A 23,189-nucleotide genomic window follows, 5' to 3' on the forward strand; every position below is an offset into this window, starting at 1 on the left:
CGCGGGGGCCTCATCCGCTTAACTGCGGACACACCGCGCGTCCGGTCTAGACCGGCTGCCCCGATTTCGCGCTCCCAACCCCGAAAGCGCTTCGGACCGTGGAATCGAATGCCGCTCGTTGGTATGTTGAGCCCTCCTACGCACGCTCACGAGCAACGACCCAAGGAGGGGCGTCATGGCCGATACGCAGGGCGGGGATGTCATCGATATCCTCACGACCGATCACCGCGAAATGATTGAACTGCTCAGCCAGATCGAGCAGACCGCCGACCCGGGCCAGCGCCGGGACCTGGCCGATACCGTCATCGCGGAGGTGATGCGCCACGCCGTCGCGGAAGAGATGCTCGTCTATCCCGCGATCGAAGAGCACGTGCCGAACGGCAAGGAAGAGGTTGAGCATGACAAGAAGGAGCACGATGAGATCGTCCAGCTGATGAAGCGGATGGAGGACGTTGACTCCTCCGACCCAACCTTCATGGAGCTGGTCAGGGAACTCGAAGGGCAGTTGCGCCACCACGCCAACGACGAGGAGACGGATCAGTTCCCGAAGCTGCGCGCCCACATCCCCCCGGAGCGGCTCGTTGAGCTGGGTGAAAAGGTCCAGAACGCCAAGAAAGTCGCGCCGACCAGGCCCCATCCCAGCGCCCCGCACTCCGAGCTGTTCCACAAGACCCTGGGCCCCGGCGTCGGCATGGTGGACCGGCTGCGCGACAAGCTCTCGGGCCGCCAGACCGGTTGAGTCCGTGGTGGTGGCCCGCCGCGGATCACGCGGGGCGGCGGTTCAGCAATGCCAAAAAGACGGGTTCCATCTGCGACGGGTGCGGCAACGAGGACACGACGAGGGGATCCAGTTCGCGGTAAAAGGCCTCGCGGGCCCGGCGCAGCGCCCCACGCAGCGCGCAGTTGTTGTTCATCGGGCAGTCGCCGCTGGCGGACTCGCAATCCACCAGGTCCTCCCGCGCGTCGAGAGTCCGCAGCAGGCCGCCCACCGTCGCCAGCCGCCCGGCGGCGCTGATCCGGATGCCGCCGGAGCGGCCGCGCACCGCCTCGACCAGTCCGAGCGAGCGCAGCTTCAGCACCGCCTTGCTGACGTGGTTGTACGGGGTGCCGACGCCGTCGGCGACCGCCTGCGTGGTCATCAATTCGCCCTCCGGCGCCGCGGACAGCAGCATCAGTGCACGCAGGCACACGTCGGAGAAGGCATTGATACGCATGCCGCCAATTTTAGCCGTCCGGCGCGGCCGGAATTGCCGCCGTTCCGCGCGGCGCCGGCGGATCAGCCCCGGGGAGGCCCGGCTTCTGCGTCGGGTTCCTCGTCGGGCCATACCAGGCGTTCCTGCGGGTCCACGAACGGGTCCGGGTAGCTCCAGGCGCCGTCGTCGTCGTGATGGTAGGGCTGTATGGCCGAGACCGCGATGCCGGCCGAGTGCTCCACGGCAATCTGGATCGCGTCGGCGTCCTCTTCGGGCAGGAAGATGTCGCTGATCACGGCGATGGCGCGGAAATCGGCGCGGTCATGGCGCAGGGTGGCGTACAGGTCCTCGATCATGCCATCCACGTTGACCTCGGCTGCCTCGGCGTCCAGGTCATCGGGGGAGACCACGACGAGCCGCAGGCCGCCGTCGTGCGTGGTGACCAGGGCCGCGGGCAGGAACGCCCCGTGCTCGGTCAACTGTTCCTGCGCCACCCCGAGCCCGGTTCCGAACAGCGTGTCGATATCGGCCAGGATCTCCGCGGGGATGCCCTCGCGCCACGAGGCGCTCATGCTGTTTCCCGGACGCGGGCCAGGACGTGCCCGCGGAGGGTGTCGAGCAGGCCGGGGCTGGTCGCCTCGGCGTTCAGCCGCAGGAAGGGTTCGGTGTTGGAGGGGCGCAGGTTGAACCACCAGGTTCCGTCGTCGGCGATCACGGTGGTGCCGTCGAGCCGGTCCACGCTCACGCCGGTGCCCGCGTAGGGGGCCGGGCAGCTGGCGGCGGTCGTGTCGGTTCCGGCCGCGGCGGGGTCGGACGCGAGGGCGGGGGCGAAGTCGGCCAGCACGCGGGCGATCGCGGCGTCCTTGTCTTCGACCTGGGAGTTCAGTTCGCCCGTGGCGTGGTAGGGGTCGTATTCGGCGGCAAGCTTGGACAGCGGTGCGTCCTGCTCGCCGAGGGCGGCGAGCACGTGCATGGCGGCGAGCATGCCGGTGTCGGCGTTGTAGAAGTCGCGAAAGTAATAGTGCGCGGAGTGTTCGCCGCCGAACACGGCCTTCTCCTCGGCCATGTGCGCCTTGATGAACGAGTGTCCCACCCGGGTGCGGACCGGGCGTCCGCCGGCGGCGGTGATGGTTTCGGGCACGGCGCGGGAGGTGATCAGGTTGTGGATCACCGCCGGGCTTTCTTCGCCGGCGGCGCGGGCGCGGGCGATTTCGCGCCGGGCGACCAGCGCGGTGATTGCCGAGGGGGAGACCACCGCCCCTGTCTCATCGATCACGAAGCACCGGTCGGCGTCGCCGTCGAAGGCTAGGCCGAGGTCCGCCCCGTGCTCGGTGACGGCGGCCTGCAGGTCCACCAGGTTTTCCGGTTCCAAGGGGTTGGCCGGATGGTTGGGGAACGTGCCGTCCAGCTCGAAATACAGCGGCACGACCTGAAGCGGCAGCGCCGGCAGCAGGGTGTCGCCGAGCACGGCGGGGGTGGTCATCCCGGCCATGCCGTTGCCGGCGTCCACGACTACCTTCAGCGGCCGGATGCCGGCCAGGTCCACCAGGGAGCGCAGGTAGGAGGCGTAACCGGCCAGCACGTTGGTTTCGCTGATGGTCCCGGGTTCGGTGCCGTCGGGGATCCCCGTCTCGAGGTACTTCTGCGCCAGGTCGCGGATGTCGAACATGCCGGTGTCGGAGGAGACCGGCACCGCCCCGGGCTTGGCCATCTTCAGGCCGTTGTACTGCGCAGGGTTGTGGCTGGCGGTGAACACCACCCCGGCGGCGTCCAGGGACCCGCAGGCGTAGTAGAGCTCATCGGTGGAGATCAGCCCCAGCATTTGGATGTTGGCCCCGCGGCCGGCCGCGCCGTGGGCGAACGCGGCGGCGAATTCCGGCGAGGACGGGCGCATGTCGCCGCCCACCAGCACGGTCTGCCCGGCCAGGGACAACACGTCCACGAACGCGGCGCCGGTCGCCTCGACGGTCGCCGCCGTAATGGTTTCGCCCACGATCCCGCGGACGTCGTACGCCTTGAAGGACAGGCCAAGATCTATGCTGCTCACTTCACCAGCTTATAAGGGGCTGCTGTGGAAAAGGGCCAGGTTGTCCTCGGCGGCTGCGATACTGGGCAGCATGGCTGAGCTGATCGACGGGACAACGGACGCGGTGACGACGGGAACGGCGGGGCCCCGGCAGGACGACGGCGGGCTGCGCGGGGAGGCCACCGCGCTGCTGCGTGCCCTGGTGGGCAATGACACGGCCCAGTTCCACGAGGGCCAGTTCGAGGCTGTCGAGGCGTTGGTTTCCGGCGGGCGCCGGGCGCTGGTGGTGCAGCGCACCGGCTGGGGAAAATCGGCGGTCTACTTCGTGGCGAGCCTCCTGCTGCGCCGCCGTGGCGCCGGCCCCACCCTGATCGTCTCGCCCCTGCTCGCGCTCATGCGCGACCAGGTGGCGGCGGCCGAACGCGCGGGGGTGCGGGCCGCGGCGATCAACTCGGCGAACCAGCTGGAATGGGGCCAGGTCCAGGAGCAGTTGGCCGCCAATACCGTGGACGTGCTGCTGGTCTCGCCCGAGCGGCTGAACAATCCGCGGTTCCGCGACGAACAGCTGCCGCAGCTGGTGCAAAGCTCCGGCCTGCTCGTGGTCGACGAGGCGCACTGCATTTCCGACTGGGGCCACGACTTCCGCCCGGACTACCGGCGGATCCGGGACCTGATCGCCCGACTGCCCGAGCGGGTCCCGGTACTGGCCACCACGGCCACCGCCAATTCCCGCGTGGTCCACGACATCGAGGAGCAACTCGGCGTGCATGCCGCCCCCGGGCACGACGGCGGAGTGCTCACCATCCGGGGCCCGCTCGCCCGCGCGTCGCTGCGGCTGGGAGTGCTCCGCCTGGCCAGCCCGCGTGCCCGGCTCGGGTGGCTGCTCACGCACCTGGACGACCTGCCCGGCAGCGGAATCATCTACGCCCTCACGGTTTCCGCCGCCGAGGACACGGCTCGGCTCCTCCGCGAGGCCGGCCACGAGGTGGCCGCCTACACCGGCCGGACCGATCCCGCCGAGCGGGAACAGGCTGAGGCGGCGCTGAAGGAGAACCGGGTCAAGGCGCTGGTGGCCACCAGCGCCCTCGGCATGGGCTTCGACAAACCCGACCTGGGCTTTGTGGTGCACCTGGGTGCGCCGAGTTCCCCGGTGGCCTACTACCAGCAGGTGGGGCGCGCAGGACGCGGAACTCCGAACGCCGACGTGCTGCTCCTGCCCGGTACCGAAGACCGGGACATCTGGGAGTACTTTGCCACGGCGTCGATGCCGAACGAGGGCACGGCAACGGCCGTGCTGCGCGAGCTCTCCGTCCCGGGGACCGTGCTGTCCACCGCGGCACTGGAGACGCTGGTGAACCTGAAACGGTCCCCGCTGGAACTCTTGCTGAAGGTCCTCTCCGTGGACGGCGCGGTGCGCAAGGTCAGCGGCGGCTGGGAGGGAACCGGCCAGCCCTGGACCTACGACGCGGAGCGCTACGGACGCATTTCGCAGGCCCGGGTGGCCGAACAGAACGCCATGCTGGACTACGAGAACACCTCCGGCTGCCGGATGGAATTCCTCGCCAGGGCCCTGGACGATCCCGCCGCCGCGCCCTGCGGGCGCTGCGACAACTGCGCAGGACCCTGGTACTCGGACACCATCGCGGCCGAGGCCACCGAAAGCGCCGGCGCCGCCCTGCAACGTGCCGGCGTCGAACTGGAACCGCGCGCCATGTGGCCCAGCGGCATGAACAAGCTGGGCGTGCCGGTCAAGGGCAAGATCCCGCCGGCGGAGGCCAACGGCAGCGGCCGCGCCCTGGCCCGGCTGACGGACCTGGGCTGGGGCGGAAAGCTGCGCGAAGTCTTCGCGGACGGGGCGCCGGACCGCGAAGTGGACCCGGCCATGCTGAACGCCTGCGTCCAGGTCCTGGCGCAGTGGGGTTGGGCACAACGCCCGGTCGGCATCGTCAGCGTCCCCTCCCGCAGCAGGCCGCTGCTGGTGCAGTCACTGGCCCGCGGCCTGTCCGAGATCGGCCGGCTGCCCTACCTGGGCGAACTCACCGTCCCGCACGGCGGACCCCGCAGCGGCCCCGGCGGCAACAGCGCCTTCCGGTTGGCCGATGTGTGGGACCAGTTCCAGGTCCCCGAGGGCGGTGAAGCCTGGTTGGCGCAAAACCGCGGCCCCGTGCTTCTGGTCGACGACGTCGCCGACAGCCGCTGGACCCTGACCGTGGCCGGACGCGCGCTGCGCCTCGCCGGGGCCGAAGCGGTCCTGCCCTTCGTTTTGGCCCTCAAGGCCTGAGCCCAAGACGGCCTGGCCGGACGGCCGCCCTCCCTGATACCTAGAGGTGCTAGGGTAATACCTTGCAGATCTAGGTATCAGGAGGACCCTTTGCGCATTGACAAGGACCTGGTCGCCGCTTCCGCCACCCCGCTCGTGCTGGGGATATTGTCGGAGGGCGAACTATACGGCTACGCCATCAGCAAGCGCGTCAGCGAACTGTCCGACGGAGGGCTGGAGTGGACGGACGGCATGCTCTACCCGCTGCTGCACCGACTCGAACGGTTCGGGTATGTGTCGTCCTCGTGGGGCATCTCGGAGGCCGGACGGCGGCGCAAACACTATGCCATCACCGCCCAAGGCCGGGAGGTGCTCGCCGAGCGGCAGCAACAGTGGACGGTGGTCGCCGAGACGCTGCGGCGGGTGTGGCAGGCAGTGCCGCCGCCCGCGGCCCCGGTCGAAGGGTGGGCCTGATGGAACCGCATGCCGAGTTGGAAGCACAGATAGACCGGTGGCGCGGGTATGTCCGGCGGCGGCAGGCGATCTCACCCGCGGACCTCGATGAACTCGAGGACCACCTGCGCGGACAAATCGCCGACCGCCAGGCGTCAGGGCTGGACGACGAGGAGGCCTTCCTCGTCGCGATCAAGCGCCTGGGCAATCTGGATGCGATCTCGCATGAGTTCGCCCGCGAGCACTCCGACCGGCTGTGGAAGCAGTTGGTGCTCGTCCCGCAGGACGCCGACTCCGCAGCGCCGCCATGGCGGGAGCTCGCTGTCGTCCTCGCGCTCGCCGTCGGGGCAGGAGTGGCCGTCAAGGCGGGCACCCTGTGGCTCGACGGCGCGGTCCTGGCGCGCAACCTCGGCCTCCTCGTCTTCCCGTTCCTTGCCGCGTACTTCGCCTGGAAACGCCGGTTGACGGTGCCCAAGGCGGCTGCGCTGCTCGTCCCGTTCACCGCGCTGGCCGTGCTGCTCAATGCCTATCCGTTCGCGGCCGCCGGTTCCACCGAGGTGCTCGCCGTGCTGCACGCCCCGGTCGTCCTGTGGCTGCTGGCGGGCGTGGCGTACGTTGGCGGCAGGTGGCGGGAGCACAGCCGGCGCATGGACTTTGTCCGGTTCAGCGGTGAGCTCGCGATCTACTTCACGCTGTTGGCCCTCGGCGGGGCTGTGCTGATCGGGCTCACCTTCGGCGCGCTGCAGGCTGTCGGCGTCGACTTCGAGCCCGCGATGGAGGCCTGGATCCTGCCGTTCGCCGTCCCGGGTGCGCTGGTCGTAGCCGCCTGGCTGGTCGAGGCCAAGCAGAACGTCGTCGAGAACATCGCCCCGGTGCTCACCCGCGTCTTCACGCCCCTGACCATCGTGATGCTGCTGGCCCTGCTGGCAGTACTCACGGCGGCCGGCGGCCTGGTGGACGTCGACCGGGGGCTGCTCATCCTGATGAACGCGATCCTCGTGCTCGTCCTGGCCCTGCTGCTGTACGCGATTTCTGCCCGCGACGCGCTGGCGCCGCCGGGCCTGTTCGACGGCCTGCAATTGGTCCTCGTCGCCGCCGCGGTCGCGGTCGACGCGGTCATGCTGACGGCGATGCTGACCCGGATCGCCGAATTCGGTACCAGCGCCAACAAGGTCGCCGCGCTCGGCCTGAACCTGCTGCTGTTGGTGCATCTGGTGCGGGCGGCGTGGCTCACCGTCGGGTTCCTGCGCGGGCGGCGGCCCTTCGCGGCGCTGGAGCGCTGGCAGACAGGGTACCTGCCGGTCTATGGTGCCTGGGCCGCCGTCGTCGTCGTGGCCTTCCCGCCGGTCTTCGGCTTCGCCTGACCTGCGGAGCCGGAGGTCTGCCGCCACTTCCAATGTAGCGCGCACCGGGGGGCTTGCTGCAAGGCCCCCCTCATGCCCCAAACTGGCCCGGACGTGCGCTGAAGAGGCGCACGACAAGGTTCGGAGAGGCGGGGTCGTGATGGTGGAGGTCATCGTTGCCGGGGGCGGTCCGACGGGGATGATGCTTGCCGGAGAACTGGCGCTGGCGGGCGTGGATACGGCGATCGTGGAGCGCCGCCCGACGCCGGAGCTGGTGGGCTCGCGCGCGGGCGGCTTCCACTCGCGGACCATCGAGATTCTCGATCAGCGCGGGATTGCCGACCGGTTCCTGGCTGAGGGCCAGCCCGTCCAGGCGGCGTTCTTCGGGAACACGGCGCTGGACGTCAGCGACTTTCCCACCCGCCACCCCTACACGCTCGGCCTGTGGCAGAACCATATTGAGCGGATCCTGGCCGGCTGGATCGAGGAACTGGGCGTGCCGGTCCATCGGGGCCTCGAGGTAACCGGCTTGGTCCAGGACGCCGCCGGTGTCGACGTGCATCTGGCCGACGGCGGGCCGATGCGCGCGCGGTACCTGGTCGGCGCCGACGGCGGACGCAGCGCGGTCCGTAAGGCGGCCGGCATCGGGTTCCCCGGCTGGGATGCGACGAAAAGCAGCCTGATCGCCGAGGTGGAGGTGACCGAGGAGACGCCGTCGGGCATGCGCATCGACGAGGTGGGGGTCCACGGGCTGCACCCGATGGAGGACGGGCGAACGGTGCGGGTGGTCGTGACCGAGAAGCAACTGGGGCCGGCGACCGAACCCACGCTGGCGGACCTCGGCACGGCGCTGTCCGAGGTCTACGGCACCGACTTCGGGATCCACCATCCGACCTGGATCTCGCGCTTCACGGACGCCACGCGGCAGGCCGCGGCCTACCGCAACGGACGCGTGCTGCTGGCCGGGGACGCCGCGCACATCCATGCTCCTTCAGGCGGGCAGGGGATCGGGCTCGGCATCCAGGACGCCGTGAACCTCGGCTGGAAGCTCGCCCTGGTGGTCCGGGGCAGTGCCCCGGACAGCCTGCTGGACACCTACCACGCCGAGCGGCACCCCGCCGGAGCCCGCGCGCTCAAGCACACAATGGCGCAGTCGGTGATGCAGCGGGCCGACCCGCGCGTCGGCGCCTTGGCCGACACGGTGGCCGGACTGCTCACAATCGACGAGGCCCGGAAGCGGCTGGCTGCACTCATCTCCGGCCTGGACGTCCGCTACGACCTCGGCGAGGGGCACCCGCTGCTCGGGCGGCGCATGCCCGATCTCGACGTGGTCACCGCCAAGGGCCCGCTGCGGGTGTTCACCCTCCTGCATGAAGCCCGCGCGGTGCTGCTGAACCTCGGCGCGCCGGGCAGCATCGGGTTGGGGCAGTGGGCGGACCGGGTGCAACTGGTGGACGCCAGGTACGACGGCGGGTGGAAGCTTCCCGTGATCGGTTCGGTCAGCGCTCCTGCCGCGGTGTTGATCCGGCCCGACGGGCACGTGGCGTGGACGGGGGAAGGGACCGGGCGGGGACTGGAGGACGCGCTCGCCCGCTGGTTCGGGCCCGGGCGGCCGTGACGCTGCGGCGGGCGGAGGAGGCGGGCCCTCATCAAGCGGCCGGGCCGCCGGAACGCGGGGACCAGACGCAAAAACTCCCCCGGTTTCCCGGGGGAGTTGACGCGGAGACGGGGGGATTTGAACCCCCGGTCGAGTTTAACCCCGACCCTTCATTAGCAGTGAAGTCCATTCGGCCGCTCTGGCACGTCTCCATACGCTATTGCTAGCCACACAAGACTACCCAGAATCCGGGGCCAAGAGCAAAACAGCGAACGGCTCAGCCGGTCAGCGCGCGCCACAGGAACGCGTGCGAGAGCGCCTGCAACCGGGCCGTCTGCTTGTTGTCGCTGGCGCCGGCGTGTCCGCCCTCGAGGGCTTCGTGGAACCAGACGTTTTCGACCCCGAGTTCCTGCATCCGGGCGGCCATCTTGCGGGCCTGCACCGGGCCCACCCGGTCGTCCGAGGTAGCGGTTTAGATGAGTGTGTCAGGATACTCCGTGCCCGGCTGGAGCAGGTGGTAGGGCGAGAAGGTGCGGATGAACTCCCACTGTGCCGGGTCCTCGGGGTCCCCGTACTCCGCGATCCAGGAGTAACCGGCGGAGAGTCGGGTGTAGCGGGCCATGTCCAGCAGCGGCACCCCGCACGACACCGCGCCGAAGAGGTGCGGGTAGCCGGTCAGCATGTTTCCCACCAGCAGGCCGCCGTTCGATCCGCCGGCGCAGCCCAGCCGCTCCCGGCGGGTGACCCCGCGGTCCATCAGGTCCTCCGCCACCGCGGCGAAGTCCTCGTAGGCGCGGTGCCGGTTGGCCTGGAGCGCCGCCCGGTGCCAGCCCGGGCCGTACTCGCCGCCGCCGCGGATGTTGGCCACCACGTACACGCCGCCGCGGCCCTCCTCGCTGCGCTGTTCCAGCCAGGCCCGCCCCACCGTGCCGCTGTAGCCGGGCGTACGCGCGACTTCGAACCCGCCGTAACCCGAGAGCAGCACCGGGTTGCCGCCGTCGTACGCAAGATCCTTGGGGCCCACCTGGAAATAGGGGACCTGCGTGCCGTCCTTGGAGGTGGCGAAGTGCTGCTGGACCTCGTAGGCGGAGGCGTCAAAGTACGACGGCGATGCCTTGACTTCCAGTGCCGGCCCGCCGATGGTGCCGCGCGAGAGGGTCGACGGCGTGAGGTAACCGGTGGCCACCAGCCAGTAGTCGTCGGATTCGTCGTCGTCCACCCCGGATGCATCCACGGCGTGCAGCGGCGGGCAGTCACGGAGTTCGGAGGCGGCCCACTGCGCGGCCGGATCCAGCACCAGGATCCGGGACGAGACGTCCTGCAGCAGGTTGAGCAGCAGGTAGTTCCGGGTCCAGCTCCAGGACTGCAGCGAGGTTGCCGCGTCGGGGGCGAAGAGGACCTGCAGGGAACGGTCGCCGGCCAGGAACGCCTCCAGGTCGGCGGCGAGCAGGGACCCGGCCGGGTGGACCGTGCCGTCCAGTTCCCAGTCGTCCCGCGGCCGCAGTAGCAACCACTGGCGGTGGAGATCCACGTTCACGTCGGTGGGAACGTCGATGGGCAGCCACTCGCCGTCGCGCCGCAGGTAGGTGCGGTAGTTGAAGAAATCGATGACGTCCACCGCCACGTCCCGTTCGAAGCCGGGGGTGGAGTCGTGGCCCACCTGGGCCAGCATGTGGTTTTGGGGGACGTCGAAGTACTCGGTGGCAGCCTCCGGAGCCTGGCCGCGGCGCAGGATGCGGCTGGTCCGCGGGTAGGAGGAAGTGGTCAGCGAGCCGGGGCCGAAGTCGGTGCCCAGCAGGATGTGGTCCTCGTCCAGCCAGGAGACATAGCTCTTGGCCACCGGGATGTCGAAGCCGCCGGGCACGAAGGCGCGGTCCTCGACGTCGAACTCGCGCAGCCGCACCGCGTCGCCGCCGTCGGGGGAGAGCCGCAGCATGGCACGCCGGTAGCTGGTGCCGTCGGCCGGGCGCAGGAAGGACGAACCGGCATAGACCCAGTCGACGCCCTCGGCGGCGGCCAGCGCGTCGACGTCCAGCAGCACCTCCCAGTCCGGGGAATCGGTCAGGTAGCTCTCCCAGCTGGTGCGGCGCAGCAGGCCGCGGGGGTTGGCTTTGTCCCGCCAGAAGTTGTAGTAGTGCGGGCCGCGCTTGATGACGGCCGGGATCCGGTCCTCCGCGTCCAGGACTTCCAGAATGCCGGCCTCCAGCGCCGTGAACGAGTCGTCCACGAGCTTGGCCTCGGTGCGCCGGTTTTGTGCCTTCGCCCACTCCAGGGGCTTGTCGCCGTAGATGTCCTCGAGCCAGATGAAGTCGTCCTGGGGCAGATGCGCGGTGTCCTTGGCCATGGACCCATCCTAGGCATGCCGCCACGGGGAGCCGGTTCCCAACCCGTAGGCTAGACGGATGGACAATCCGGGCAGTTACCGTGTGGCGATCGTGGGCGCCGGCCCGCGGGGCACCTCCGTGCTGGAGCGGCTGCTGTCCAACCACCGGGCCCACGGCGGGGCGCGCCTGCGGATCCACCTGATCGATCCCTATCCTCCCGGCGCCGGGCATGTCTGGCAGCCGGGCCAGTCCCGGTTGTTCCTGATGAACACCCCCTGCCTGTTCCCCACGGTGGTGCCGGCCCCGGGGACCCCACAGGTGGGCCCCGATCCGGTGGCGGGCATGACCTTCGAGGCCTGGCGCTCCGCGGTCGCGGCCGGCAGCTTTCCCGAGGTGCCGCAGGACGACCGCGAGGAGGCCGCTGCGCTGGGGCCGGCCGATTTCCCCAGCCGGGCACTCTACGGGCGCTACCTGACCTGGACCTTCGCGCAGCTGGCAGCCCGGACCGGGGCGGATGTGTCCCTCACCGTGCATTCGGCGGAGGCCACCGGTCTCTCGGAGCACGACGGCGAATGGCAGCTTGAGCTGGCCGACGGCGCCACCGTGGCGGCGGACGCCGTGGTGCTTGCCCTGGGGCACGTTCCCGCGGCGCTGAATCCGGAGCAGCAGCAGCTGCAGGATGCAGCGGCCCGGCACGGCCTGAACTACCTGCCGCCGAATGTGCCGGCAGACGTGGACTGGGATCGGCTCCCGCCCGGCCGCACGGTTCTGGTGCGCGGCATGGGGCTGAACTTTTTCGACCTGATGGTGCAGGTCACCGAGGGCCGCGGCGGGCGGTTCCTCCCGGCGACGGACACCGAGCCGTTGCGCTACGTCCCTTCGGGGAAGGAACCGCGCCTGGTGGCCGGCTCCCGGCGGGGCACGCCGTACCGGGCGAAGGCCAGGATCGACAGTTACATCCCGGCCGGCGTGGAGCTGCGGCATTTCACCACGCACGCGGCCAGCCTGTATGCCGAAGCCGGCGTGCAGCCCGGCTTCGACCACGATCTGTGGCCGATGCTGCACCGCGACGTCTACTGGGCCTATTACTCCACGCTCGGGCGGGTGGAACCGGAGTGCCTGAGCGTGCCGCCGGAGGAGCTGCTGGCCGGGCTGGAGCGGCTGCTGGCGGAGAAGACGGAGCCGGGCAGCCGCACCCTGCTGGTGCGGGCGGGGGCCTACCTGTCGGAACGGGTCGCCGGGCACCGGTTGCTGGACGTGGAGGCACTGGCCAAGCCGTTCAACGGGCGCAAGTTTGCCTCCGCGGCGGACTACCAGCAGGCGGTTCTGGACTATCTGGATGCCGATGCCATGGGTTCCGCCCGCGGCACCGACGATCCGCTCAAGATGGCCATCGGGGCACTCAACGCCGGGCGCTCGCTGTTGAAGAAGATTGTGGCTGACGGCGGCATCACGGAGGAATCGTGGCTTGCCGAACTGCGCGGCTGGTTCGAACCGCTGGTCGAAGGGCTGGCGAGCGGACCGCCGGCCCAGCGCATCGAGCAGTTGGCCGCCTTGGCGCGGGCCGGCATTGTCCGGTTCGCCGGGCCGGAACCGGTCTACGAGGTGGACCCGGACAGCGGCCGGTTCCGGGTGACGTCGCCGTGGGTCGACGGCGCCGAATACACCGGCGCGTACCTGGTGGAGGCGATGATGCCGGCCAACCGGGTGGCCCACAACCGGTCTCCGCTGCTGCGGCGGATGCTCGAGGACGGCCTGGTCCGGCCGAGGCTGATGATCGGGCCCAACGGACAGCCGGTGACCTCCTCGGGCCTGGACGTGACGCTGCCGCCTTACCGTCCGCTGGACCGAAACGGCCATCCGGCCCGGAGCCTGTACGTGATCGGACTGCAGCTGTCCTCGGTCCAGTGGGGCACGTCGATCGCCGCCGAGGCCGGGGCGCCGGGCGACACCGGCGGCCGTACGCTGCAGGATGCCGACCGGATAGCGCGCGCCATCCTGGCGGCGGCCGACAACAGGAGCCTGGCCGGCCCTGCAGAGGCGGGCACCGACGTGGTCGCCAGCGGGGTGCCGGGGTACTGACCCCGGCCATGGGCGCGGGTAGGCCCTCCCCGGCGGGGGAGGGCCCACGCGCGTGTTTGTCTAACGGGCGCTGCCGCCTGCCCTGTCCTTGCCCATGTCCAGGCCCACGATGATCGGATCGTGGTCGCTGGCCCGGTAGGGGTCCGGCGCATAGAAGTCGGTGGCGTTGTAGTTGTACCGGCTGTACTCCAGCGCGATCGACTCCACCGAGTTGATGTTCCAGATGTCGGCGCCAATGACCTTCGCGTCCGCGGCGGGCGAGGCGAAGATGTAGTCCAGCGAACCGACCATGCCGCCGAAGCTGTAGCTGTGCTCGCCGGTCTTGGCGCCCTGGTCGACGTACCCGGCGTCGGTCAGGACCCTGATCGGGTCCTCCTTCGCGTAGGAGTTGAAATCGCCGGTCAGCAGCACCTTGTTGGTCCGGAACTGCTCCTGCAGCCGATCCGCGAAGTCCACCAGGGAATGCGCCTGCGCGGTGCGGGCGGCGTTCCAGGCGCCCTGGCCGTGGTCGGCGTTCTCGCCCGACTTCGGGCCGGAGCCCTTGGACTTGAAGTGGTTGGCAATCACGATGAAGGTATCCGAGGCGCCGTTCTTGGCCTTGAACGCCTGCGCCAGCGGCTTGCGGGCGTTGGCGAAGGCTGCGGTGTCGTTGTGGATCACCGACTCTCGCACCGTCTTTACCCCGTCCTTCTTGTAGATGAAGGCCGTGCGGATGAAGTCCTCATCCGCCAGCGCCGGCAGCTCCTCCGGCGACCGGACGTAGTCCCACCCGCCGTGCTGAGGCCCCTTGCCCGAATGCTTGCCGTGGTGGCGGGTGTCGCCCAGGTCCGCATTCAGAGCCTCGGTCAGCGCGGCCAGGGCGGCGTCGCGGTCCTTGCCGAACTGCGCGGAGTTCTCGATCTCCTCCAGCGCCACGATGTCCGCGTCCAGCGCATTAATGGCTGCCACGATCTTGTCCTGCTGGCGTTCCAGGTTCGCCGCGTCCCAGGCGCCGCGGGCGTCGCAGTTCCGGGCCGTGACCGGGTTGCCATCACGGTCCGTGAAGGCACCGCATCCCGCCACCTGATCGCCGGTGGTCGTGAAGTAGTTCAGCACGTTGAAGGAGGCCAGCTTCACACCGCCAACCTGTTCCGGAGCATCAGTGCGGGTGTTCTGGAACGACGCCGGCTGGACGCTTTCCGCGTTCTCCACCGTCAGGTGTCCCAGCGGCTGGAAACGCCAGAGATCGAACCGGTAATCCAGCACTACGTTGGTGGTGAATGTGGCCGGGGACCCCACCCGGACCGGATCCTGGGCGGAGAGGTAAGGCAGCGGGATGTCCTTGTTGGCGTCGGCGCCCAGGTAGTTGACGCTTGAGCCGTCGTCCAGCGTGACGGCCAGGGCGGCGTTCTTCTCGGTTTCGGCCCAGAACGCGTCCGAACCGTAGGTCCCGACGGCGGTCGGCTGCACCAGCGGGGAGTTTCCGGCGGCCAGGCCGATTTCACCGTACTGGTTCAGGGAGTAGTTGTCGGTGACGGTGAAGCCGCCCTGGGGAGCCAGTAGCATGCCCTCGAACTTCTCGCGCTCGTCGTCGGTGGCGGGCCAACCGATGGCGGCCGCCTTCGGGGCCGCGGCCGCCTCGGTGAGCAGCTTCAGTCCGTCGGCGGCCACCGTGAGCTCGGTCAGGCCGTGGAACTCGCTGACCTTGCCCGTGACCTCCACGAAGTCGCCGGCCTTCACCTGGCCGACCGTGGCGGGGGAGTAGACGAAGACGGCATCGGACGCCGTCCGGGCTGCCGCGTCGGTGTCGCCGCCGGTGCCTTCCGTCTGGAGGTAGTAGCCGTCAAAGCCGCCCGTGGAGTAGGCGGCGGTGACCACGCCCCGGGTGGTCACGGTCTGGCCGGCCAGCGGGGACTGCGTGCCGGTGCCTTGGATGTCGGCGATGGCCACGGACCGCGGCTGCGGTGCGGGATCGCCGCCGCCGTCGCCCCCGCCGGCGCCCTGCGGGGTGATGTCTTCGCTGAGGCTGAAGTCCGCGGAGTTGTTGTCGGTGTCCGTTCCCTCCGCGCGGTTCAGCGACCGCACGTCCTGGTTGTTGTCCGGCGCTTGGGCCGCTTCGGTTTCAAAGGTGTTCGAGGTGCCGTAGCCCAACAGGTCCACCACGTTGGCGCGGTCGACGACCGAGCCGGTGCCCAGGTCCGCCACCGCACCGGCCTGGTTCGACAGCACCAGGGTGCCTCTCGTGCCGGACGGGGCCATGCCGGTCACCAGGTCAGGCTCCGGCAGCTCTTCGCCGTTGCTGCCGTTGGAGTTGGCCTGCACCAGATAGTGTCCGCCGGCCTTGATGCTGCCGGACAGTTCTGCCACGGCACTGGGGTTTCCGGTGCCGGTGGCCGAGCGGTATTGCAGCGACCAGCCGTCGAGGCTGATGTCGGCATCCGTGGGATTGTACAACTCCACAAACTTGTTCCGGTAGGCTGCGCCGGCGCTGCCGCCGGACAAATAGGCTTCGTTGATCACTACATGGTCGGCGCCGATGTCTCTGGCGATAAGGGTGGTGGGCAGCCGGAAGGTGGTTCCGGACGCGTCCGCGGTCAATGTGAAGTAGCCGCCGTCCAGCGCGGACGGTGCGGTGAACTCAAGGGAGGCAGCGCCGTCGGCCACCGGGAAGGTGCCCAGCGTGGTCCTGGTGCCGGCGGCGTCGACGTAGGCCAGCGACACCTCGGTGGTGACCGGGGCGCCCAGCGACGTCAGGTCCAGCTTGGCCACCTGCACGCTGACCTTTTGGCCGGGACTGACGGATTCCGGCGCGCCGGTGAGCTGCACGCTGCGCCGGGCGAAGTCCGGGGAGAGCGGGCTGTTGCCCCGGAGGTAGGTGATCCACGCGTCGCGGTCCACCAGTCCCGAGTCGCGGGTGTCGGTTCCGTCGTTGAAGATGTGGAAATTGTCGCCGCCCTGGGCAAGGAAGCTGAAGGTGCCCACGCGGTAGCCGCGTTCCGGGTCCAGCGGTTCGCCGTTGACCCAGACGCCGGTGATGCGTTCCCCCTCGGGCAGGGCCGGGTCGTAGGTGTAGTTGACGTTCTTGCTCAGGCCAAGCTGCAGGTAGGCGCGGCTCGGCACGTCGCCGGCGGCGGTGCGCTGCCACTGCTGCTCCAGCATGGCCTGGACCTGCGCGCCGGTCAGGGTGGTGGTCCAGAGGTTGTTCAGGAAGGGCAGCACCGCGTTGGCCTCGGCGTAGGTGACGGTGCCGTCGGGCGCGTAGTAGAGCTCGTTGCGCAGGCCGCCGGGGTTAACCACGCCGATTTCCGCGCCGCCGCGTTCGGCGGAAGACAGCGATGCCAGCAGCGAGTCGGCGACGAGGTTGCCCAGCGTCGATTCGGAGGCGCGGTCGTCGCGGTCCGGCTCCGTGCCGGCATCCGGCCCGTCGGGCAGGAACGCGGTGGTGATGTCGGCGGTGACGGAGCCGACGGGCTGGGCGCCGATCTCCGCGGCGTGCTCGAGTGCGGCCTGGACGATCGAGGATACCTCGGCCGCCCGCGGGTACGCGGCCACCAGGTCACCGTCGGCGGTCTTGGTGCGCGGCACCACGGCCCCGGTGTGCGCCACGACCTCGTCCGTCGCGGCGTCATAGCTCAGCTGCACCTGGCCGATGTTTTCGCCGTAGGAGCCTGCCTGCACCACGGGTCGGGTCTTGCCCTCCGCGCCCGGGACCGGGGCGTCGAAGCTGTAGGCCTGGTGGGTGTGGCCGTTGAAGATGACGTCAACGTCCGGGCTGGTCTCGTTGACGATCCGGTTGAACACGGCGCTGGCGCCTGCCGCGCCGCCCAGATCGGTGTTGGTGTTCGCTCCCTCGTGGAAGGACGCGATGATGACGTCGGCTTCGTCGCCTTCGCCGTCGGTCAGCTGGGCCGCCACCCGGTTGACGGCGTCCACCGGGTCGCCGAACTCCAGGTCCGCGATCCCGCCCGGGGACACCAGCGAGGAGGTTTCCTCCGTGACCACTCCAACCACGCCGACGCTCACGCCGCTGACCGTGACCAGCTCGTACTCGGGCAGGGCCGGCTCCGTGGTGTCGGCCCGGTACACGTTGGCGCCCAGTTGCGGGTAGTCGGACGCGGCCGCCACGCGGTCGGTCAGGTCCGCGAAGCCGCCGTCGAACTCGTGGTTGCCCACCGCCGTCGTCGCCAATTCCAGGGCGTTGAGCACATCGATGGTCGGTTGGTCCTGCTGCGTGGAGGACGCGAAGACGGACGCGCCGATGTTGTCGCCGGCGGAGGTGAACAGTGTCCCCTCGGGGTTTTGCGCGCGGAGCTGCTCCACGGTGCCGGCGAACTTGACGGTGTTCGCGTCGATCCGGCCGTGGAAATCGTTGATGCTCAGCAGGTTCAGCTCGACCGGGTCGGCCGCGTGCGCAGGCAACGCGGCGAAAGGCGCCGCCACCAACCCTGCCGTCAGGACCGCCGCCAGCGCGGTCTTCGGTGATGAAGTAGCCATGTGGCCCTATCTCTCAGGTGGAAGTAATGCTCCTCGAACCGCAGGGAAGGGCTGCGGCACAGCTGGTTGCACGGTGCACAGGGCGCACCGCCCCCAGTCCAGCGGGCACGGATGAACGGGAGGTTACCCGAGGGCTAGAAGCAGTGGAAGACTTATGCGAAAGAACGTTTAAATTCGCAGAGGAACGGCTCCCGCTCTTGACAGGAAGGCCGGGGCGACGTCCGGGTAGCTAGCTTTGGGACGCTAGCCGGAGCTACCTAGCCGCAGTTACCACCGGGAAGGTACCTCCAGGGCGACGGCCGGGACGTTACCGCCGGGCATCCTTCAGCGTGCCGGTGACGGGCTTCGAGCCTTCCTCGCCGAGCAGGCACAGCAGCTCCCGGTCCTCCTCGCCGGTCCAGCTGGCCTCGGTCGGGTTGAGGTAGGTCAGCTCCAGTGCCGAATCGTCGTAGGGGATGCCGGCGAAGGCCTCGAACTCGGCCACGCAGAACTCCTCGGCCTTGGCCGCCACTTCCTTGTCGCCGGGAAAATCGCCCTCGGGCAGGTTGCTGGCGGCAAACGCCTCCAGCTCGTGGGCCTGGTCGCACGGGACGAACTCCACCTCGGTCAGGCGGTCGGTGTCCGGATTGTTCAGGCAGTCGCCCACCTTGATGGCGTAGGCGCCGGCAGCGGCGGCCTCCGTCACCGCACCGGATTCATCCCGCGGCGGTTCCTCCGTTTCACCCCCGCAGCCACTAAGCAGCGCCAGAAGGACGACGGCGGTGGCCGCCTTGAGGGGGCGGCGGACGGGTGCTGGCTGACTGGGCACGGGTGGACTCCTCAAGCTTTGGTGCGAACGACTCCTAGCCGAGGGTATACCGGGGGACCGCCGGGCCAGAATACTTGACGCCGGATGGCCGGCGTCCGGACCATGCGCCCGACGGGCCCGGGACCGCGGCCGGGTGTGGGAGCCAAATGCAGCAGGTGCCCGGGCGAAACGGCCCGGACACCTGCTGGAAGCGGAAGGTATGGGATTTGAACCCATGAGACGGGGTTACCGCCTACTGGTTTTCAAGACCAGCTCCTTCGGCCGCTCGGACAACCTTCCTCACCTTGTAGTCTGACACGGAGGGGTCTACCCGGGCAAAGCGCGCAGGCACGGGGTTTTGATGCCCCGGACAAGGCGAAAGGCTGGTATGAAGGCGGTTTTCTACGACGGAGCAGGCGGACCCGAGGTCCTGAACATGCGGGAGACCGAAGCACCGCAACCAACCGAGGGCGAGGTGGTGATCGACGTCGCCGCCGCGGGAGTGAACCGCGCCGACGTCCAGCAGCGCCTGGGCGTCTACCCGCCGCCGCCCGGTGCGTCCGAGATCCCCGGCTTGGAGGTGTCGGGCCGGGTATCGGCGGTCGGCACGGGGGTCGGCGGGCTTCGGGTGGGCGACGAAGTATGTGCCCTCCTGGCTGGCGGCGGCTACGCCGAGCAGGTGGCGGTTTCGGCGGGTCAGGTGCTGCCGGTCCCGCGGGGAATCGATGTGGTGACGGCCGCGGCCCTGCCGGAGGTGGCGGCCACCGTCTTTTCCAATCTCTTCATGGCCGCGGGCGTGCAGGCCGGGGAAACGGTGCTCATCCACGGCGGCGCCGGCGGCATCGGCACGATGGCCGTCCAGCTGGTTGCCGCTTTCGGCGCGATCCCTGCCGTGACGGCTGGCAGCCGGGAAAAGCTCGACGTCGCGCGCGGGCTGGGTGCCGAGGTGCTGATCAACTACCGCGAGGAAGACTTCGTGGAACGGATCAAGGACGCCACCGGAGGCCGGGGCGCCGACGTCATCTTGGACGTGGTGGGTGCCAAATACCTGCAGCGCAACGTGGACGCGCTCGCCACCTCCGGGCGGCTGGTGGTGATCGGGCTGCTGGGCGGGGCCAAGGCCGAACTGAACCTCGGCCAGTTGATGGCCAAGCGCGGGGCGGTCATCGGCACGACCCTTCGGGCCAGGCCTGCTGAGGAGAAAGCCGCCATCGTGCGGGCGGTCGCCGAGCATGTCTGGCCGCTGGTCGTCTCCGGCGACGTCAAACCACAGGTGCACCGCACGTTCGCCCTGTCGGAGGCGGCGGCGGCCCACGAGTACTTCGATTCCGGCGAACACACCGGCAAGATCCTGCTCACTACCCCCTGAAATCGGCCTTCCCGTTCCCTCCAAGCGACGTCGCTGCTACGGTGCTTCGTAAAAGCGGACGGCGTTCCACGAGGGGAGCATCATGAGCGAGAAATTCAGCGGACCCCGGCCCGGGCAACCCGGGAGGAATGGTCCCGCATCCGACGTCCTGGTGCAGGATCCCACCCTGCCGCCGGTAGCGCTGGATCCGGCCGCGGAGGCCGAGGCCCACAGGTGGACCCCGACCAAGATCGTGATCTGGGTGGCCATCGCCCTGCTCGGGGCCGTGAGTTGGAGTATCCTCGCGTTTTCGCGGGGCGAAACGATTAACGCGATCTGGTTCGTCTTCGCGGCCGTCTGCACGTACTTCATCGCCTACCGGTTCTACTCCAAGTTCATCGAGAACAAGCTCACCCGCCCCAACGACCTGAGGGCGACGCCGGCAGAGTACAACGCGGACGGCAAGGACTACGTCGCGACGGACCGCCGCGTGCTCTACGGCCACCACTTCGCCGCAATCGCGGGCGCCGGTCCGCTGGTCGGGCCCATCCTGGCGGCGCAGATGGGTTACCTGCCGGGCACCCTGTGGATCATCGTGGGCGTGATCCTGGCCGGGGCGGTGCAGGACTACCTCGTGCTGTTCTTCTCCATGCGCCGGGGCGGCCGTTCGCTGGGCCAGATGGCCCGAGAGGAACTCGGCGTGATCGGCGGCACCGCGGCCCTGATCGCCACGCTGACCATCATGATCATCATCGTGGCGATCCTGGCCCTGGTCGTGGTGAACGCCCTGGGCGAGTCGCCCTGGGGTGTCTTCTCGGTGGCGATGACCATCCCCATCGCCATCTTCATGGGCATCTACCTGCGTTTCCTCCGGCCGGGCAAGGTCAGCGAGGTCTCCCTCATCGGCTTCGTGCTGCTGATCGCCGCCATCATTGGCGGCGGGATGATCGCGGACACCGAGTGGGGCGCGGCGGTCTTCACGCTGGACCGGACCACCATCGCCTGGGGCATCATCATCTACGGCTTCATCGCGGCGGTACTGCCGGTGTGGCTGCTGCTGGCCCCGCGCGACTACCTCTCCACCTTCATGAAAATCGGCACCATCCTGATGCTGGCGCTGGCCATCGTGCTCGTGCGCCCGGAAATCAACGTGCCGGCGTTCAGCGAGTTCGCGGGCCGCGACGACGCCCCCGTGGTGGCCGGTTCGCTGTTTCCCTTCCTGTTCGTCACCATTGCCTGCGGCGCACTCTCGGGATTCCATGCGCTGATCTCCTCCGGGACCACGCCCAAGATGGTGCAGAAGGAGAGGCAGACCCGCTTCATCGGCTACGGCGGAATGCTGATGGAGTCCTTCGTGGCCATCATGGCGCTGGTCGCGGCCATCTCGATCGACCGCGGTATCTACTTCGCGATGAACGCCTCCGCGGCGGCCACCGGCGGCACGGTGGAAGGCGCGGTAGCCTTCGTCAACGGCCTGGGCCTGGCCGGCGTCAACCTGACGCCGGACATGCTCACCGACCTGGCCAGCAACGTCGGCGAGGAATCGGTGGTTTCGCGCACCGGCGGCGCGCCCACCCTCGCCGTCGGCCTCGCACACATCATGCAGGGACTGATCGGGGGCATCGGGATGATGGGCTTCTGGTACCACTTCGCCATCATGTTCGAGGCGCTGTTCATCCTCACCGCGGTCGACGCCGGAACCCGCGTGGCCCGCTTCATGCTGCAGGACACCGTCGGCAACGTCCTGCCGAAGTTCAAGAACATGTCCTGGCGTCCCGGCGTCTGGATCTGCACGGCCATCATGGTGGCGGGTTGGGGCTACATCCTGATCCTGGGTGTCACCGATCCGCTGGGCGGCATCAACACGTTCTTCCCGCTCTTCGGCATCGCCAACCAGCTGCTGGCGGCCATCGCGCTCGCGGTCTGCCTGGCCATCGCGGCCAAGCGCGGGGCGTTCAAGTATCTGTGGATTATCGGGCTGCCGCTGGCCTTCGCCGCCGTGATCACCATCTGGGCCTCGATCCTGAAGATTTTCAGCTCGGATGTGAAGGTGGGCTACTGGGCCAACCACATCGCCCACCGCGAAGCCTTGGCAGCCGGCGAGACGAGCCTCGGAAACGCATCCTCCGTGCAGGAGATGGAGGCGGTGGTCCGCAACACCGCGGTGCAGGGCACGCTGTCCATCGTGTTCGTGGTGCTGACCATCATCGTCATCGCCACCGCCCTCATCGCCACCTATAAGTCCTGGCGGCTGGGCGGGGAACCCTCGCACGAGGACCCCGCGGTGGTCTCCGCCATCTACGCGCCGGCCGGCTTCCTGGCCAGCCGGCCGGAGAAGGAACTGGAAAGGCAATGGAACGAACTGCCGGCCGACACCGGGCGGGCCAAGGCGGGCCACTGATGTCCGGCGTCATCTGGCCCCGCGCCCGGAGCGGCTGGCAGAGGTTCGCCTGGTTCTTCCAAGGGGTGATGGGCGAGCACGCATACCAGGACTATCTTCGGCACCACCGGCGGGCACATCCCGGCACGGAGCCGATGAGCGAGCGTGAGTTCTGGCGGGACAAGACGGACCGGCAGGAGAACAACCCGCAGGGACGCTGCTGCTGACCGGGGCCGGCTATGCTCTGCGCCCGCTGTCCGTCTCTGGCAAGATGAAAACATGAGCGAAGAGCAGACGCCGCAGCCGGCAGAACCGGTCATCCTCCCCGCGCTGCCCAGCGGCCACAGCCCGGCCGGCGGAGAGCCCCCGAGCCCGGGGCCCGGTCCCGCCGCGCGGCGGCCCGGCCGCGGCAATTCGGCGCTGGCCGACCTGGTCGATGAACCGGCGAAGGTCATGCGGATCGGCACGATGGTCCGCCAACTGCTCGAGGAAGTGCGCAGCGCCCCGCTGGACGACGCGGCCCGGGTACGCCTGGCCGAAATCCATGAGCGGTCCGTCAAGGAGCTGGAGGACGGGTTGGCACCGGAGCTGATCGAGGAACTGCACCGGATCAACCTGCCGTTCACCGACGACTCCACGCCGTCGGACGCCGAGCTGCGCATCGCCCAGGCGCAGCTGGTCGGCTGGCTGGAGGGCCTCTTCCACGGCATCCAGACCGCCATCGCGGCGCAGCAGGCCCTCAACCAACAGATGGCGGCCCGCATGCAAATGCGCCAGCTGCCGCCCGGCACCATGATCGCGCCCGGCGTCGTGATTGGCGACGACGGTGAACCGCGACGGGCCACCGGAGCCGAGGGGGAGAACGCCGGCTCGGTGCAGGGCGGCGAACGGCACGCCGGACCCGGACAGTACCTGTAGGGCCG

General features: G+C 69.3%; 15 protein-coding genes, 2 tRNA genes and 1 pseudogene. 10 read left to right on the plus strand and 8 right to left on the minus strand.

Annotated elements, in window-relative coordinates; translation table 11 throughout:
• Positions 1-175 precede the first annotated feature (175 nt).
• Positions 176-739 (plus strand): hemerythrin domain-containing protein, encoded by a 564-nt coding sequence (locus AC5RWG_RS12775; protein WP_494002290.1) that lies wholly within the window; start codon positions 176-178, stop codon positions 737-739.
• Between the two features lie 25 nt (positions 740-764).
• Here the strand turns inward: AC5RWG_RS12775 and AC5RWG_RS12780 are convergent, their stop codons facing one another.
• The 3 genes from AC5RWG_RS12780 to AC5RWG_RS12790 form a co-directional block, all read right to left on the minus strand.
• Positions 765-1,214, minus strand: a complete 450-nt coding sequence (locus AC5RWG_RS12780) for an RrF2 family transcriptional regulator (RefSeq protein WP_494002291.1) — start codon at positions 1,212-1,214, stop codon at positions 765-767.
• A gap of 62 nt (positions 1,215-1,276) precedes the next feature.
• Positions 1,277-1,765: a hypothetical protein gene (locus tag AC5RWG_RS12785; protein ID WP_494002292.1), complete on the minus strand. Its 489-nt coding sequence runs from the start codon at positions 1,763-1,765 to the stop codon at positions 1,277-1,279.
• Positions 1,762-3,240, minus strand: a complete 1,479-nt coding sequence (locus AC5RWG_RS12790; RefSeq protein WP_494074217.1) for a phosphohexomutase domain-containing protein — start codon at positions 3,238-3,240, stop codon at positions 1,762-1,764. Before AC5RWG_RS12790 ends, AC5RWG_RS12785 begins: the two co-directional genes overlap by 4 nt.
• A gap of 70 nt (positions 3,241-3,310) precedes the next feature.
• Here AC5RWG_RS12790 and AC5RWG_RS12795 point away from each other — a divergent pair, with 70 nt between their 5' ends.
• The 4 genes from AC5RWG_RS12795 (at position 3,311) to AC5RWG_RS12810 (ending at position 8,893) form a co-directional block, all read left to right on the plus strand.
• Entirely contained in the window at positions 3,311-5,500 is a 2,190-nt protein-coding gene (locus AC5RWG_RS12795; RefSeq protein WP_494074216.1) for a RecQ family ATP-dependent DNA helicase, read from the plus strand.
• Between the two features lie 90 nt (positions 5,501-5,590).
• The gene (locus AC5RWG_RS12800; RefSeq protein ID WP_494002295.1) at positions 5,591-5,953 is read left to right on the plus strand and encodes a PadR family transcriptional regulator; all 363 of its coding nucleotides are present in this window, start codon (positions 5,591-5,593) and stop codon (positions 5,951-5,953) included.
• Positions 5,953-7,296, plus strand: coding sequence for a permease prefix domain 1-containing protein (locus AC5RWG_RS12805; protein WP_494074215.1), 1,344 nt, complete (start codon positions 5,953-5,955; stop codon positions 7,294-7,296). The genes AC5RWG_RS12800 and AC5RWG_RS12805 overlap by 1 nt, the downstream gene beginning before the upstream one ends.
• A 139-nt stretch (positions 7,297-7,435) precedes the next feature.
• Positions 7,436-8,893, plus strand: a complete 1,458-nt coding sequence (locus AC5RWG_RS12810; protein WP_494074323.1) for an FAD-dependent monooxygenase — start codon at positions 7,436-7,438, stop codon at positions 8,891-8,893.
• Between the two features lie 102 nt (positions 8,894-8,995).
• On the opposite strand, the gene AC5RWG_RS12815 is transcribed toward AC5RWG_RS12810, so the two are convergent.
• Positions 8,996-9,084: transfer RNA gene (locus AC5RWG_RS12815), tRNA-Ser, on the minus strand.
• Positions 9,085-9,149: 65 nt separating this feature from the next.
• A pseudogene (locus tag AC5RWG_RS12820) lies at positions 9,150-11,216 on the minus strand (prolyl oligopeptidase family serine peptidase).
• A 58-nt stretch (positions 11,217-11,274) separates the two neighbouring features.
• Between AC5RWG_RS12820 and AC5RWG_RS12825 the strand changes: the two are divergent.
• Positions 11,275-13,278 (plus strand): FAD/NAD(P)-binding protein, encoded by a 2,004-nt coding sequence (locus AC5RWG_RS12825; protein WP_494074213.1) that lies wholly within the window; start codon positions 11,275-11,277, stop codon positions 13,276-13,278.
• A gap of 60 nt (positions 13,279-13,338) precedes the next feature.
• Here AC5RWG_RS12825 and AC5RWG_RS12830 read toward each other — a convergent pair whose 3' ends face one another.
• From AC5RWG_RS12830 to AC5RWG_RS12840, 3 genes are all read right to left on the minus strand, one after another.
• Entirely contained in the window at positions 13,339-17,751 is a 4,413-nt protein-coding gene (locus AC5RWG_RS12830; RefSeq protein ID WP_494074212.1) for an ExeM/NucH family extracellular endonuclease, read from the minus strand.
• 307 nt (positions 17,752-18,058) lie between these two features.
• Positions 18,059-18,559: a septum formation family protein gene (locus AC5RWG_RS12835; RefSeq protein ID WP_494002301.1), complete on the minus strand. Its 501-nt coding sequence runs from the start codon at positions 18,557-18,559 to the stop codon at positions 18,059-18,061.
• 191 nt (positions 18,560-18,750) lie between these two features.
• A tRNA-Ser gene (locus tag AC5RWG_RS12840) sits at positions 18,751-18,838 on the minus strand.
• Positions 18,839-18,926: 88 nt separating this feature from the next.
• Here AC5RWG_RS12840 and AC5RWG_RS12845 point away from each other — a divergent pair.
• The 4 genes from AC5RWG_RS12845 to AC5RWG_RS12860 all read left to right on the plus strand — a co-directional run bounded on the left by AC5RWG_RS12845 (position 18,927) and on the right by AC5RWG_RS12860 (position 23,184).
• Positions 18,927-19,907: an NAD(P)H-quinone oxidoreductase gene (locus tag AC5RWG_RS12845; protein WP_494024634.1), complete on the plus strand. Its 981-nt coding sequence runs from the start codon at positions 18,927-18,929 to the stop codon at positions 19,905-19,907.
• Between the two features lie 82 nt (positions 19,908-19,989).
• Entirely contained in the window at positions 19,990-22,287 is a 2,298-nt protein-coding gene (locus tag AC5RWG_RS12850) for a carbon starvation CstA family protein (protein WP_494024633.1), read from the plus strand.
• Positions 22,287-22,493 carry a YbdD/YjiX family protein gene (locus tag AC5RWG_RS12855; RefSeq protein WP_494014752.1) on the plus strand — a complete coding sequence of 69 codons (207 nt, stop codon included), beginning with the start codon at positions 22,287-22,289 and terminating at the stop codon, positions 22,491-22,493. The genes AC5RWG_RS12850 and AC5RWG_RS12855 overlap by 1 nt, the downstream gene beginning before the upstream one ends.
• Before the next feature lie 52 nt (positions 22,494-22,545).
• Complete coding sequence (locus tag AC5RWG_RS12860) at positions 22,546-23,184, plus strand: bacterial proteasome activator family protein (protein ID WP_494024324.1); 639 nt, start codon at positions 22,546-22,548, stop codon at positions 23,182-23,184.
• Positions 23,185-23,189 lie beyond the last annotated feature (5 nt).

This window comes from Arthrobacter sp. Y3221160 (genome assembly GCF_059092585.1).

What these genes read in the sequence shown, in the direction of transcription:
- AC5RWG_RS12830 (WP_494074212.1), bottom strand. Translation starts at nt 17,751, where the DNA reads ATGGCTACTTCATCACCGAAGACCGCGCTGGCGGCGGTCCTGACGGCA.
- AC5RWG_RS12845 (WP_494024634.1), top strand. Translation starts at nt 18,927, where the DNA reads ATGAAGGCGGTTTTCTACGACGGAGCAGGCGGACCCGAGGTCCTGAAC.
- AC5RWG_RS12795 (WP_494074216.1), top strand. Translation starts at nt 3,311, where the DNA reads ATGGCTGAGCTGATCGACGGGACAACGGACGCGGTGACGACGGGAACG.
- AC5RWG_RS12775 (WP_494002290.1), top strand. Translation starts at nt 176, where the DNA reads ATGGCCGATACGCAGGGCGGGGATGTCATCGATATCCTCACGACCGAT.
- AC5RWG_RS12780 (WP_494002291.1), bottom strand. Translation starts at nt 1,214, where the DNA reads ATGCGTATCAATGCCTTCTCCGACGTGTGCCTGCGTGCACTGATGCTG.
- AC5RWG_RS12805 (WP_494074215.1), top strand. Translation starts at nt 5,953, where the DNA reads ATGGAACCGCATGCCGAGTTGGAAGCACAGATAGACCGGTGGCGCGGG.
- AC5RWG_RS12850 (WP_494024633.1), top strand. Translation starts at nt 19,990, where the DNA reads ATGAGCGAGAAATTCAGCGGACCCCGGCCCGGGCAACCCGGGAGGAAT.
- AC5RWG_RS12825 (WP_494074213.1), top strand. Translation starts at nt 11,275, where the DNA reads ATGGACAATCCGGGCAGTTACCGTGTGGCGATCGTGGGCGCCGGCCCG.
- AC5RWG_RS12860 (WP_494024324.1), top strand. Translation starts at nt 22,546, where the DNA reads ATGAGCGAAGAGCAGACGCCGCAGCCGGCAGAACCGGTCATCCTCCCC.
- AC5RWG_RS12855 (WP_494014752.1), top strand. Translation starts at nt 22,287, where the DNA reads ATGTCCGGCGTCATCTGGCCCCGCGCCCGGAGCGGCTGGCAGAGGTTC.
- AC5RWG_RS12810 (WP_494074323.1), top strand. Translation starts at nt 7,436, where the DNA reads ATGGTGGAGGTCATCGTTGCCGGGGGCGGTCCGACGGGGATGATGCTT.
- AC5RWG_RS12785 (WP_494002292.1), bottom strand. Translation starts at nt 1,765, where the DNA reads ATGAGCGCCTCGTGGCGCGAGGGCATCCCCGCGGAGATCCTGGCCGAT.